10 protein-coding genes and 1 riboswitch are annotated in these 14,229 nt (G+C 46.0%); of the genes, 3 read left to right on the forward strand and 7 right to left on the reverse strand.

Annotation, left to right across the window (positions count from 1 at the left end; translation table 11 throughout):
- Positions 1-244: 244 nt before the first annotated feature.
- The gene (locus tag L2755_RS11455; RefSeq protein WP_248980831.1) at positions 245-970 is read left to right on the forward strand and encodes a sterol desaturase family protein; all 726 of its coding nucleotides are present in this window, start codon (positions 245-247) and stop codon (positions 968-970) included.
- 296 nt (positions 971-1,266) lie between these two features.
- Positions 1,267-1,392: a hypothetical protein gene (locus tag L2755_RS22210; protein WP_283102814.1), complete on the forward strand. Its 126-nt coding sequence runs from the start codon at positions 1,267-1,269 to the stop codon at positions 1,390-1,392.
- Positions 1,393-1,719: 327 nt separating this feature from the next.
- On the opposite strand, the gene L2755_RS11460 is transcribed toward L2755_RS22210, so the two are convergent.
- Together L2755_RS11460 and L2755_RS11465 are read right to left on the reverse strand one after the other, a co-directional pair.
- On the reverse strand, positions 1,720-3,876 hold the full coding sequence (locus tag L2755_RS11460; RefSeq protein ID WP_248980832.1) for a S46 family peptidase: 2,157 nt from the start codon (positions 3,874-3,876) through the stop codon (positions 1,720-1,722).
- A gap of 210 nt (positions 3,877-4,086) precedes the next feature.
- Entirely contained in the window at positions 4,087-5,286 is a 1,200-nt protein-coding gene (locus L2755_RS11465; protein WP_248980833.1) for an aromatic amino acid transport family protein, read from the reverse strand.
- Between the two features lie 466 nt (positions 5,287-5,752).
- Positions 5,753-5,865, forward strand: a riboswitch (yybP-ykoY riboswitch).
- Positions 5,866-5,949: 84 nt separating this feature from the next.
- On the opposite strand from L2755_RS11465, the gene L2755_RS11470 reads away from it, so the two are divergent.
- Positions 5,950-6,504 carry a TMEM165/GDT1 family protein gene (locus L2755_RS11470; RefSeq protein WP_248980834.1) on the forward strand — a complete coding sequence of 185 codons (555 nt, stop codon included), beginning with the start codon at positions 5,950-5,952 and terminating at the stop codon, positions 6,502-6,504.
- A gap of 180 nt (positions 6,505-6,684) precedes the next feature.
- Here L2755_RS11470 and katB read toward each other — a convergent pair whose 3' ends face one another.
- The 5 genes from katB to L2755_RS11495 form a co-directional block, all read right to left on the reverse strand.
- Positions 6,685-8,148 (reverse strand): catalase KatB, encoded by a 1,464-nt coding sequence (gene katB, locus L2755_RS11475; protein WP_248980835.1) that lies wholly within the window; start codon positions 8,146-8,148, stop codon positions 6,685-6,687.
- A 493-nt stretch (positions 8,149-8,641) separates the two neighbouring features.
- Positions 8,642-8,887 (reverse strand): hypothetical protein, encoded by a 246-nt coding sequence (locus L2755_RS11480; protein ID WP_248980836.1) that lies wholly within the window; start codon positions 8,885-8,887, stop codon positions 8,642-8,644.
- Between the two features lie 122 nt (positions 8,888-9,009).
- On the reverse strand, positions 9,010-9,447 hold the full coding sequence (locus tag L2755_RS11485) for a PaaI family thioesterase (protein WP_248980837.1): 438 nt from the start codon (positions 9,445-9,447) through the stop codon (positions 9,010-9,012).
- Positions 9,448-9,664: 217 nt separating this feature from the next.
- Entirely contained in the window at positions 9,665-11,407 is a 1,743-nt protein-coding gene (gene ushA, locus L2755_RS11490; protein WP_248980838.1) for a bifunctional UDP-sugar hydrolase/5'-nucleotidase UshA, read from the reverse strand.
- Positions 11,408-11,575: 168 nt separating this feature from the next.
- Positions 11,576-14,215 carry an endonuclease gene (locus L2755_RS11495; protein WP_248980839.1) on the reverse strand — a complete coding sequence of 880 codons (2,640 nt, stop codon included), beginning with the start codon at positions 14,213-14,215 and terminating at the stop codon, positions 11,576-11,578.
- Positions 14,216-14,229: the final 14 nt, after the last annotated feature.

Consider the following 14,229-nt stretch of genomic DNA (forward strand, 5'->3'; position numbering starts at 1 on the left):
TATCGGACAAACCTATTACGAAAAGTGCTTTATTTTTTGTTTGGTTAGACTATATTTATAGGGCTGACTTCACTCTACTGTGGTCCCAAGTATGAAGTAATGCCAAACTACAGCCTGAACCAGAAGGAGTCCTAGAAACACAGCCATGACGCCGCCATAAAGGCCATTTTGCAACAATGACATAGGAGTGATACCTTCATTTATATAAATCTCAACAAACCATTGTATTTATAGGAGAGTAAGGATGCTTTCGACAATTTTGATCATATTTTGTGCTTGTTTCATTCTGGAACGAGTTATCCCTGGTTGGCCTCTGCCCAACATTAAAACATGGCCTGCGCGAGTGCTATTGATTAACGCTGTTCAAATTGGTGTGGTGTTATTGGCTGGAGTTTCATGGGAGCTGTGGCTTTCTTCTTGGTCTGTTTTTAATTTATCAGAATTAGCATCACCCGCTTTAGGCGGCTTGATAGCCTACTTTATTGCAACGTTTGTATTCTATTGGTGGCATCGATGGCGTCATGAGTTTGATGCGCTATGGATAGGGTTTCACCAAATTCACCACAGCCCTAGAAGATTAGAAGTTATTACATCTTTCTATAAACACCCTGGTGAAATGGTCGTTAACTCCATTCTAGGCAGTTTGCTTGTTTATACCCTATTAGGCCTCTCTCTAGAAGGCGCGGCGATTTATACTTTTTGCACTGCCATTGGCGAGTTTTTTTATCATACCAATGTAAAAACTCCACGTTGGATAGGGTATATATTTCAACGACCTGAAATGCATAGGATTCATCACCAGGCGGGTCGTCATAAGAATAACTACGGTGATATTGTTTGGTGGGATATGCTTTTTGGCACATATGAGAACCCCAAAGAGTGGCTACACTCTTGCGGTTTTACGCCAGAAAGAGAGGAACGCTTGGTTGATATGCTTGCATATCAAGATGTGCATAAAAAAGAGAGTTAACTTCAACCATCAGTGGTTCCAATTGCCTGCGGCAAGCGTATGTGCAGACGCTACTGAGATTCGCCGCAAGCACATCTGACCTCCAAGGACGGAGGAAATGCCAGATTCTGTCTGGAACAGAATTGGCCTTGTTATCGACGGCCTCAGCCGCATCACACTGGTTTATAAAAGTACCATCATTTAGCAATAGTGGCTTTAAGCTTTAAACACAACAGCTTAACTGTTCTAATTGCATCCCTAACTACCTCATTGCTCTCTTTCAGCATCAAGTGCAACTAATTGCTTGCAGCATGCTTATGCGCAAACACTTCTTGGGCACGCTGCAAGTACATCCCTGTAAGCTCTACGATGGCATCCATGCCATCAAAGGCCTAAGCCGTATCTACACGGGGTTAGAAAAGCACCATCGTTTGGCATTGTAGTTTCCAATTAGAAAACACAGTGATAAACACATACCTGTGGCTAACGAATAACGCCAATCTTCCCCGTTGGAAATTTCGCTTTTTAAATTTCGCCGGGGCGCTGAGGGGTTGACTCTTATGAAATCAACAGCGGGAACAAGCGCTTTACCCCTTGGTTCGACTCTTTATTGCATGAATGGGCGAAGCGCCACGACCTTTATCAAACGGAATTTGATACGTTAAAACCACAACTTTTCAATGCCGATAGGCCGCAACAACAAAAAAGCCGAAACACCTAAGTGTTTCGGCTTTTGCATTCAAAAGACCAATTAATCATGGTCAATATGATTAATGCACAATTTCCATCTCTTCAAGCAGGTTATCAGCATTATCTAGGTACTTCATTACCCAAAGCATATAACGGCTATCAACCTGAATTGAACGGTTAGTCTCAGGATCGTAACCCCAATCACCGATGATACTTTCATACACACCATCAAACAGCAGACCCACTAACTCGGCACGACCATTTAAGGTTGGTGAACCTGAGTTACCACCTGTGGTATCAAGGGTCGATAGGAAGTTAACTGGCACAGAATCAAGCGACTTAACATAGTAATCGCCGTACTGCTTACTCTTGATCAACTCAAGCTGCTTAGAGGGTGCATCGAATGGATCTGCACCAGTGTCTTTCGCCAAAATACCTTCAAGACGAGTAAACGGTTCAGCGCGCATGCCATCTTCAGGTGAGTAACCTTTCACATGACCAACAGTAACACGTAGACTGGAGTTGGCATCCGCATAAACAGGCTTACCTTGTTCACGGTTGTAAGCGATGATGGCGTCCATGTATTGTGGACGAACCTTCATTAAGTCACCCGAAAGCTGTTTACGCTCTTGTTCACGCTGCATGCGTTCATCAAATGTCGCTACTGCGTATTGAATGAATGGGTCTTTTGACTTGTTAAAGTCAGCTACAGGCTTTTCCATCCACGCTAAACGTGTTTCTTTGTCTGATAGCTTAGTATTGGCATACATCTTATCTAGCGTCTTATTGAACTTAGCCGCGTCAAAATTGTTAGTAATACCAAATGCTTTATCAAACGCCGGTAAGCGCTGATCTTGTGGCAGTGCTGCGTAACGGCCGATTAAGTCCGCTAGCATCGCTTTATCAACACTGGCCGCATAACGACGCTCAATACGCTCCATACCAGAGGTAAAGCGGGTCATATCACGCTCTTGATAACCAGGCTCACGCTGCATGTCTGGCAAGGCTTTTTCATTCGCTAAACGATATAAGCGGTCAGCCGTACTTAACATGGTGCTGTAACCCATGTAGCTCATCAGTAAATCGCGCTCTTGTCCTTGCTGCCCCTTAGCAATTAACTTATCAAGCTGCGCCAGCACTTCGCCGTATTTAGCTTGGCGTTTTTTATCGGCTTTAATCCAGTTTGCTAAGTCTTGCTCTAATCCTTTACGCTCGTCAAGCATGGTTGATTTACCATAGAACTCGATCATCGAAGTGAAGTTTTTGGCGTAATTAGCAAGGCCTGCAATTGAGCTCTCATACTTGATGCGCTCATCACTGCCTTCTGCTGCGGTGTCTTTGATGATTTCAATTAGACGTTCACGCAAGATTTTGCCTTCTGGATACGACCACTCAAATTGGTTTTCAACTTCATTGGCGGTGCGGTAGCGGTTGGTGCGGCCTGGGTAACCGGCAACCATCACAAAATCGCCTTCACTGACGCCTTTAGCCGATACTTTCAAGAAGCTCTTTGGCTCGTATGGCACGTTGTCTTGGCTAAAATCTGCTGGCTTACCGTCTTTCGATACATACGCACGGTAGAAAGAGAAATCACCGGTATGACGTGGCCACATCCAGTTATCGATGTCGCCGCCGTACTTACCCACGCTCGCAGCGGGGTTATACACTAAACGCACGTCGCGGATTTCAAGCTGCTTAACTAGGTAATACTCAAGGCCACCGTGGAAGCTGTATACCTGACAGCGGTAACCATCTTCTTTCTCACATTCAGCAACTAAGCTCTTTTCTTGATGCTCAATGCCTTTGTAAAACGCATTACCAGTTTCACTTTCAAGGCCTGTTTTTACCTTGTCAGTGACATCTACTACGCTCTCGGTTACGAAAATACGTGAACCTGGCGTTGCTTCGAGTTCTTCGCTAAAAGACTTGGCTAAGAAACCATCACGCAATAGGTTCTTTTCTGGCGTAGAGTTGTATTGAATCGAGCCGTAAGCACAGTGATGGTTTGTCACCACTAGACCTTTTGGTGACACAAATGATGCCGTACAGCCGCCAAGGCTAATCACTGCATTCATTGGATATTCGGTAAGTTTTGAAATCGAGTTAACATCAATTTCAAGTCCCTTTGCCTTTAGCTCATCTGCCATGGCAGGAAGTTGATAAGGTTGCCACATACCCTCGTCAGCTACGGCGCCAAAAGAGGTCGCGATAGCTACTGTCAAAAGCCATTTCTTCATTTTGTTAAGTCCATTTTTTAATATTTTAAGATTATTGTTATTTTTTGCTTGCTGTAATACGCAAGTTATATTGATTTAACGGCGGGTTAGATACAAAAAAGCCGAGCTCAATATTCAAATATTGACGCTCGACTTTAGCACAAGATGTTAGCCAAGAAACAGACTCTAAATTAATCTGTTACAAAGCTATGACTGTATGTTGGCAACTATCTATAAAGCAACCCACAACTGCGCCGCGATAATCCCAGCACCTAGCAAGCCTGCAACGCCCATGGCTGCTGTGCCGCCACCGACTTGGTATCCGCCTAAGTTTTGTTTACGTTGACTAAGTGCCATGACGATGGGTAGGAAAATAATCATCACAACCAACGGAATAGCGGCAAACCCGAGTACTTTGAAGAAGCCGTCTGGATAATAAAGCGCACACAGTAACGGAGGAATAAAGGTGATTAACCACGTTTGAGCACGGCCAAGCAGATTTTCTTTTGCCCGCGTTAGCTCTCCCACGTAATCAAACAAGCTCATGGTCACACCGAGGAAAGATGTTACCAATGCGAGGTTAGCAAACAGGTCAATAAACTGCTGTAAAATGGCAGAATCAGCAACCCCTTGCAGTGCGGTTACCAATAGCGGTAATGAACCTTCAAAGCCATAAACAGTTTCGCCACCCAAGGTGCCTAATGTCACCATTAACCACAAAATGTAGCAAACTAATGGAATGGTAGAACCAATAATAAGCACTTTACGCAGTGACATCGCGTCACCCTCTAAATAACGCACTATGGTCGCAATACAAACGTGAAAACCAAATGAGGTAAACACAATTGGAATTGCCGCTAACCACAAGTTCGTTAAATCACTGCCGCCCACTATGCCAGCGGTAGAGTTATTCATCATCAGGTTCATATCGACTTCAGGAAGCAGATAGGCGACCACAATAACCAGCAGGGCGATCATTGAGGTAAATAGCACCCGTGATACTTTATCAATCCAGCGAACACCCACTGCAATGAACCCACCAAAAAAAGCGGTAAACATCAACACTGCGAGTTGGTTGTCCATCTTCATGCCAAGCAGATCCATCTTCGACTCAAGCAGTGATGAGCCACCCATTAGATAGACCATGGTTAACGCAAACAGTAGACTTAGAAATGAGCCACCTTGGATCAGTTGACCGACTTTACCTAAGATTTTACCGGTAATTGCATGTACATTTAGACCCACGCCGGCACGTAAATTGATTTCGAGCATTAATAAAGAGGTGTAGATAGAGACGCCCCAGATCAGCACTAATAAAAGCAGCGCTGGAATGGTCCCTAGTGAAGCAGTAGCAAGTGGCAATGCCAACATACCACCGCCAATTGCAGTGCCAGCTACAATGGCGATAGAGCCAAGTATTTTTGAGTTCACAAAATTGTCCTGTTAGATTTTATAATTTCTTTTTGGTAGGTCAGATTTAGAACGACTTTGAGGGAGAGGTTTTTCGCACGTTAACAATACTATTAACAGCCCCCAATCGAATCTGGTCATCATCAACCTTAGCGATTCCAATTGGCCCCAACGGCGTAGTTAAATAATACGGATATTCACCTTATCAACTTTGCCACTGAGGCTGTATAAATCGAGGGCAATATCGATAAGACTGTTTCATTACGACTCTTTCTCTAAAAAATGACTGCTAGCGACATTAACAGCTACTAACCGCGTGGGCAAGCCATCGACATAGCATAAAATCAACTTAATACGAATCGACAATAAGGCTGCAAAGCCTTAGTAACAGTTAATTTACCTTTTACTGTTTTTGCTCAAAATTGAGGCATTGGACGCTTTTTTAGCATTGATATTGGCCACATTATCACTATAATGCTCGGCTCTGCTTCGGGGGAGTAGCTATCAATCTTTGCAACACATCAGCATCGATTGAGTAAGTATCAACATAATTGGCCATATGCCATGGTACTTACAGTTAATGGCTCATGTCATTAACCCAGCAAGACCTGAGCACAATGCCACTCATATTGGGGAGGGGTGTATTGTGCTTAGAATTTTGCCTCCCCGATATAGGAAACATCTGTGGAAGCTTTTCTCGCCTCAACCTTTACTGTTGCTATCGCCGAAATCGGTGATAAAACACAGCTACTCGCGCTTATCCTAGCGGTACGTTTCAGAAACAAAACTGCCATCATTCTCGGTATCTTTCTATCGACACTTGCAAACCACTTTGCCGCAGCTTGGTTAGGTCAATGGGCCATTGGTTATATTGACCCTGAGGTTGGACGCTACCTAGTCGCCGGATCGTTCTTTGCCATTGCACTGTGGGTACTTATTCCCGATAAAGTCGATGAGGAGGAGAGCCGTTTTTATGCCATGGGGCCTTTCTTAGCTACCTTCTTCCTATTTTTTATTGCCGAGATGGGCGATAAAACCCAGATAGCCACAGTGGTACTTTCAGCTAAATACGATGCACTAGCCATGGTCGTTATGGGCACAACGCTTGGCATGTTGATCGCCAATGTGCCTGTGGTCATCGCCGGGCACTTTAGCGCAGAAAAACTACCTATGCACTGGATCCATCGCGGCTGCGCAGTATTATTCACCGTATTGGGTGTGGTTACTTTGGTCGTTTAAGATCGATTCAAGCTGGGACGATGCTAGGTGCTAGGTGCTAGGTGCTAGGTGCTAGGTGCTAGGTAATGATTCAAAAAAGGCAAAACAGAATCAACTGTTTTGCCTTTTTTGTAGTTGTTTTAGGCTTATTCTCTCTTCCTAGAATCTGCTTTTTCTAGTCGCTAGAACCTTCTTTATCTCCTACAACCCTAACGCTTGCTTTATACGTTGGCCGTAGTCGCTATCGGCGGCGCTAAAGTGGGTGACCATGATCGTTTTTGTAGCTTCACTTACTACGCTCAAGCTGCCGACGATATTGGCAATCAATCTGGATTTTTCATCTTCAGGCAGTAGACGATACAAGTCGCCTGCTTGACTAAAGTCATCTTGATCGTAACGGCTATAGCGGTCCACTTCACCGTCTAAACGCAGTGGTGGCTCAGCAAATTGCGCTTGGTCTTGCAGACCATCATGGCTGTTAGGCCCATAATTTCGGCTAGCATCACCGCCAGTTTGGCTGCCAGAGAACGGACATTGTGTTCCCGCCATTGCGCCGCCACGTTGATGGTGATTTGCGGTTGTTGCATGTGGGCAGTTAACCGGTAACTGGTTGTAGTTGGCACCGATACGGTAGCGCTGAGCATCAGCATAAGCAAACAAACGCGCTTGTAGCATCTTGTCCGGCGATGCACCGACTCCAGGCACTAAGTTACTCGGTGCCAACGCGACTTGCTCGACTTCGGCAAAGTAGTTTTGTGGCATGCGATTTAGTTCTAATTCACCCACCTCTATTAACGGGTAATCTGCATGAGGCCATACTTTAGTCAGATCAAATGGGTTGATCTTATAAGTGTTAGCTTCGGTTTCTGGCATTATCTGTATTTTCACCGCCCATTTAGGGAAGTTACCATCATTAATCGCCGCCACCATATCGCGCTGCGACGAGTCAGGATCAATCCCTTTTAGAATATCAGCCTGCTCTGCGGTTAAGTTGGCAATGCCTTGCTTAGTCTTAAAGTGGAACTTAACCCAGAAGCGTTCGCCTTTAGCGTTCCAGAAAGAGAAGGTGTGCGAGCCAAAACCATGCATTTGACGGTAGTTAGCCGGGATACCGCGATCAGACATTAAGATAGTCACTTGATGCAGTGCTTCTGGGTTTAGCGCCCAGAAATCCCACATAGCATGTGGATCCTTAAGGTTGGTCTGTGGGTTACGCTTTTGCGTATGGATAAAGTCAGGAAACTTAATGCCATCACGCAGGAAAAAGGTCGGGGTGTTATTACCGACAATATCGTGGTTACCGCGTTCAGTGTAGAAACGTAAACCAAAGCCGCGGGGATCACGTTCAGCGTCAGCTGAGCCCATTTCACCGCCAACGGTTGAGAAGCGCACAAATGTCTCAGTTTGCTTACCGACACCGTTAAAGTGGTCAGCTAGAGTAAAGTCACTTAGATCCTTTGTTAGGGTAAACGTACCGTAAACCCCAGTGCCTTTAGCATGCACGATACGCTCAGGAATGCGCTCTCGGTTAAAGTGAGCAAGCTTCTCAATTAGATGCCAATCTTGCAGGAGCAATGGTCCACGCTCGCCTGCTGATACTGAGTTTTGGTCATCGCTGATAGGGGCGCCGTTTTGTGCGGTAAGAACTCTGTTTTGCTGACTCATAAATTACTCCTTAATCTTGATCCACTTGCAACCAAGTTTCGATTAAATCAAATATAGTGGCCAAAATTGCTCTCCTATAAACGGGTCGCTATGGCGTTAGTGCGTATAAGCACTGTCTCGATGGAGTAATAGTAGTCGTTCAACCACAAGCCATAAAACGATTAGATTCGATAGACACAAACTGCTTTAGCGATTAAGATAAACGTAAAGTCATGGTGAAGTTGGCTTTTGCTGATGGACACTAGCGATGCCGGCATTTAAGGCATCTGTATAAGCTGACTATTTTGTGGGATTGCGTTAGATGAAGTTAGCTTGAACAAGTCTGAATTAGACTCTGCGCTAAGCGTTTTATTTTCAATCATTAAGTAAAGGCTCTTCGCCGAAATGTTGCTAGGCCATGTCTCTAAACAATGACTCTAATCTATAGTGCCAATCAATCGCTTTAAGCTAATCATGTTTAAGCGTAGCTTGATGCTATCAAGCCACGCTAGACTTATTTTTCCTGCAGAATTTTATCCGTTTTATAGATCTTAACGATATAATAAGCATCGATCAGCACGATAAAAAAGTTAACTAAAGCCACTGGCAAGGCATCAATCGCTAAGCCATAAGCAACAAATAACGCTGCGCCAACCAAGTTCCACCAGCGTAGCTTTTTGATATTCGACATCATCAGCGATATCGCAACGACGACCGATGCTAAATACCCCACCCATTCCCATATTGTTGCGCTATCCATTCTCGCTCCAATCCTTATCGAAAAACCAATACATTGAGTATGGCAATAGTTTGCTAATGCAACAGTTTGCCACACAATTATTTATGCTTTATTTCTAAATCTTTACTGCAATCACTGCTAGGTTAACGCTTTACCACCGCTGCAGTCATTCGAGATATGCAGCACAGTTCGCCCGCACTATTGTGGATCAACACCTCCCATACTGAGCTGCGCTTTCCAAGGTGTATAGCTTTGGCTGTTGCGGTTAATGTGCCATTACGTGATGCTTTCAAATGGTTAGCATTGATCTCTTGACCAACGCAGTAATACTGCTCGAAATCGACTGCAAAATTTGCCGCATAGCTGGCGACAGTTTCGGCCAAGGCGACATTCGCACCACCATGAACGATACCTAACGGATTATGCACTGCAGGGGACGCCAGCATCGTCGCCTTCATATAGTCATCCCCAATTTCAGAGATGGTGATCCCCATGGTTTGCATTAATGTACCTTTACCATGCATCCCTGAATCCATTTTGGCACATGTTTCTAAGCTTACCGGTCTAAACCAAATTGACATCTGTTACATCCATTTTTTGTAGTTATTGTCGACAGTTTACTGCCTAATCAAAAATGTTTAAACAGGTAAGATGAGTATAAGTATCTGATCATTGAAGGGGAGTTCATCACATTGACCTTGGCGGACGCATACCTTAAAAAAACAGAGCCCAACCGCAAGGTTGGGCTCTGTTTCTAGATCTAAGGTATCAGCTGATTAACCTTATCAAATGATAAGATTAACTGCCGCAGCCATCAGAACTTCTGGAGTTGATATAGCGAACATCTTTCGCTCTGTCATAGTTGACAGGATCGAGCGTGTCATGCTTTTTGATGAATTGATAAAGCATATCGGCATCAATAAAGCCGGTGTCTCTCGCCTTTTCCTTCAACTTGGGATATTTGTTACCGCCCGCAGCATTGTAGCTAGGGAGGGTAAATCGATATTTATCCGTTAGCTTGAAGGGCTTGTCACCAACAGCTCTGATATCGACATCTTTAGCTTTACAGTCAACGGTCATCTTGATGCCGCTGAAGTGGGCAAAGCCTCCTGAGCCTCGAGTCTTAAGCGCAACCCTAGACAAATACTTCTTCAGTTCGGCCCCATTCATCTCAGTCACAGTCACACTGTTGGAAAAAGGCTGCACCTTAAGCACATCACGATAGCGAATAGGCCCTTTCTTTATGGTGGCACGAATACCGCCAGAGTTCATGATGCCGAAATCTGCTGGCACAGGGAGCTGAGTCTGAGCATGGGCTATCATTATCCCTAGAGGCGTAGCTTGGTAACGAACAACCTTACGCTTACCAATGAAATCCGCCTTTGCAACACCAATCTTCTCTCTCAGCTTTACCTGACCCTTGCGCTGATAAGGACGTAGCAGCTCGAGGGTTTCCGGATCCTTGGGGGTTAGCATCGAAGAATGCAGCATGAAACCATACTTGCTTTCAGTGTTCACTGGAACCAGCTCGTAGCTTGCCAGATGAAGCTCGTCACCGTAGTATTCAAAGTCAGCACGGCCAATAAATTTGCCCCACTCGTAGGCTTGCATGATCCAGGTGCCATTTTGACGATCAGGCCTACAAGGCTCATCTCGAGCATAATCTTCTACGTACTCACCAGTGTCCCCTTCCATACAAACAGGCAACTGTGAGTGACCGCCAATGATTGCCTGAACCTGACCAGGCTCAAGGCTACGAGCCAGAGCAACATCACCGGGCGCGTTACTGCCATGCCTACCATTTTCATAGTGACCCATATGGGTGAGACCAAAAACAAGATCCGGTTGATGCTTCTCTTCAAGCTCTGCCAAAATATCTTGCGCCTCAGCTTGAGCAGAAGTGAATTTTAGATCTTCAACGAACTCTGGATTACCTATCTCAGCGGTATGCTCGGTAGTCAGGCCGACGACGGCTAGCTTCAAGCCCTGAACGTCAAACACCTTGTAGGGCTCAAAGTAGCGCTGCCATTCACCATCGACTTGGCGATAGATGTTGGCCGATAACCAAGGAAATTTTGACCAGCCTCTCTGCTTATCCATCACCGTCGATGGATTATCAAACTCATGGTTACCCACCGCCATTGCGTCATAGCCAAGGTGGTTCATGCCGATAAAATCAGGCTCGGCGTCTTGTAGATCAGACTCAGGAACGCCAGTATTGATGTCGCCACCGGAGAGCAGCAAAACCTGGCCTCCCTGTTCAACCACCTCTTTGCGGATCTCGTCAAGGATGGTTTTCCGTGCTGCCATACCATAGCCACCGCTTTTACTATGCCAAAAACGGCCATGGTGGTCATTGGTATGCAGCAAGGTGAAGCGCTTACAGTCATCGCCTGCAGCTATACAGGCGGCAGATGTAGTCACCTTCGGCGCTTTAGGAGCTTCTTCCACCTTCTTCTTACCACAGCCGCTCAATGCCAACGCAAGGGCGATAGCTGAGCCAGTAAGAAGCAGGCGAGAAGGACGGAGTGAAGTATTCATAATAATCCTTCAGTATTAGACAGATAAACGTTGCTACTAGCTTTAGGGACTCGCTTTCTCATCGTGAGAGTAAGACGCCAAGATGAGACATAAGGCAACGGCTGTAGAGTTAAAAAAAGCAGCACCCAGAGCGATCCCGGTACTGCTTTTTATAGGCTTAACTGATGATTAGCCTTGGCGGCGACGCCACCACATGAGAGGTAGCAGCAGAGTCATAAGACCCCCTAAACTACCCGCCCCATCAGGCTTGGTCCAACCCGTTTCTTCGGTGTTTGTCACCTCAATGCTAACAGACTTAACGAAGCTTTCTTCGCCAACAGTTGCCGTGAGCTCGAACACAAGAACTTGATCGATATCGACGCTAGGTGAAGTCACATCAAGTGTCAGACCTGTAGCGGTAAACACTGCCGTGTTTCCAGATACCTGCTTCCAGCTGTAACTAGTACCTTCTGGAGCATCAGCAACCGTCGCTGTGATGGAAGTGTTATCACCTTCGGTAACTTTGGTTGTACCTGCAAACTCTACACTCAGAGTCAAAGGCACGTTAATCACGTTCAGGCTAACCGCTTTGGTTGTTTCCAAAGTACCGTCGCTGATGGTCAACGTAAAGTTCAAAGTCTCGTCGGCATTAATCATTGGCGCAGTCAGAGACAATATAGCAATGTCGCCAACAACAGTCTTCTCTTCAGCAACAATCTGCTCCCACTTGTAAGTAAGAACAACACCTTCGCCAGCGTTGATTGCAGAGGCATCTATGGTGTATGCAGCCCCTTCAGTGACACTCTCTGGAGTAACAATATCACCTTCGACGACCAAACCTGGGTTTGGATCGTCACCACAGACTGCACCATATACTTCTTGTACTAACTCAGGGCGGTCAATGAAGGGATTACGGTTGCCCTGGTATTTGTATACCTGGTTGTTACGATTCTGCTCGAAGGTATCAACAGCGTCTAACTTGTTCCACGCATACAGAGTACAAAGCGTACCGATCAGCGGATCGCTATCCTCGTCTGTCGTCGTTAGGCGATCGACTACGACTAGATCAGGCATATTAGTTGTCGCTGTATCGGTCCCTTGATAGCGAGTATCCATATACATGATCATACGAGCTACATCGCCTTTCACCTCATCACGAGGCTCCCAGCAGTCGGTAGTTTTGTTCAGGTAGTTACCTGTACCTTGACCGTCGAACTGAACCTCTTCACCTGTATCGCTACACGCACCAAAGTCATTGTTGCTTCGTGCAGTGTTGATCCCAGGATCTGCAGGACGCAAGTGATGAGCATCGGTGTAACCCCATTGAGAATCGCTAGGGAAACCATGGCTCTTAGCCCAAACGTGCTCACGGTTCCACTTGCCTGCACCACTACCACTTTGTTGGTTGTCGTACTTGGAAATAGAAGCACCTGTGTATATCTCAATAACATTATTAACGTTAGTGGGATCCTGATCAGCATGAGTAAGTGTGCTCCAAACCTGCTTATAGGTCAGATACTTGTGATCTTTGGCAATGATGATAGACAGGGCGTTCTTAAGCTCATCGGCATTAGCAAAATCACCACTCAGTACATCTGAGTAATAGATCTCACCATTGAATGTTGTAGGATCGGCAACCGGAGTCAGAGTCTCGCAGTTAGTGCAGGGACCTGTTTCAGGCTCTGGTTCTGGAGGCGTTACTGAACCATCGCAGGCACTCTCACCAGCACAACCAAGGCCGTCAGAGGTATCGATGTCGAATACAGCCCACTGATTGTTAGCACCAGGAAAATCAGCTTCGGCCACAGTGTCACCAGCAGTGACACTATCTTTACGACGCAGCGTCTTATTCGCGGTGGAGAAATTTGCGTCGTTTGGATCAGTCCAAGCAGAACCAGGATCTTCACCACGCTTACCGAAGCGATCGATAACCACATCGTCTTTGGTTAATACCAGGGCATCGTCACCGTTGAAGTAAGTTACGGTAGAAGCACTACCGAATTTGAACGCATCAGCGGAACCAGCGTTGTGGAACACAAGACTCTTGCCCGGCTCCAGAGTGCCAGCCAGAATTTCGGTATTGCCAGGTTCTGTTTTGCCATTGCTAAACAGAATCAGCTTATAAGCGTTGGCATCCAGGTCGATGGCGGTGCCACCTACGTTGGAGATCTCAACGGCTTTGTTGTTGCTGCTGCCTTCGATGTACTCAGTAAGCAGCAGTACACCCGGTGTGGCTTCAGAGCTACAAGCGCCTTCACCTACGCAACCAAGGCCATCAGAAGTGTCTGTATCAAACACTACCCACTGGTCACCACTTGGGAAGGCTGCACCGGCATCGGTATCACCAGTGGTAACACTGGCTTTGCGACGTAAGGTTTTGTTGGCGGTGGAAAAGTCGGCGTTGTTTGGATCTGTCCAAGCAGAGCCAGGGTCTTCGCCCAGTTTACCGAAACGATCGATAACCACATCGTCTTTGGTCAATACCAGAGCATCATCACCGTTGAAGTAGGTCACGGTAGAAGCGTTGCCTACTTTAAAATCATCAGCGGAACCAGCGTTGTGGAACACAAGACTCTTGCCCGGCTCCAGAGTGCCAGCCAGAATCTCGGTATTGCCAGGTTCTGTTTTGCCATTGCTAAACAGAATCAACTTGTAAGCGTTGGCATCCAGGTCGATGGCGCTGCCACCTACATTGGAGATCTCAACGGCTTTGTTGTTGCTGCTGCCTTCGATGTACTCAGTAATAACTAAATTAGCATTGGCGGCGGTGGACAGGGTGCCCAAAACCATAGCAGTGGCCGCAGCAACTGCATTCATTTTAATTCTCATAATCGTATCTCTTT

Source organism: Shewanella abyssi (assembly GCF_023284025.1).
Taxonomy (GTDB): domain Bacteria; phylum Pseudomonadota; class Gammaproteobacteria; order Enterobacterales; family Shewanellaceae; genus Shewanella; species Shewanella abyssi.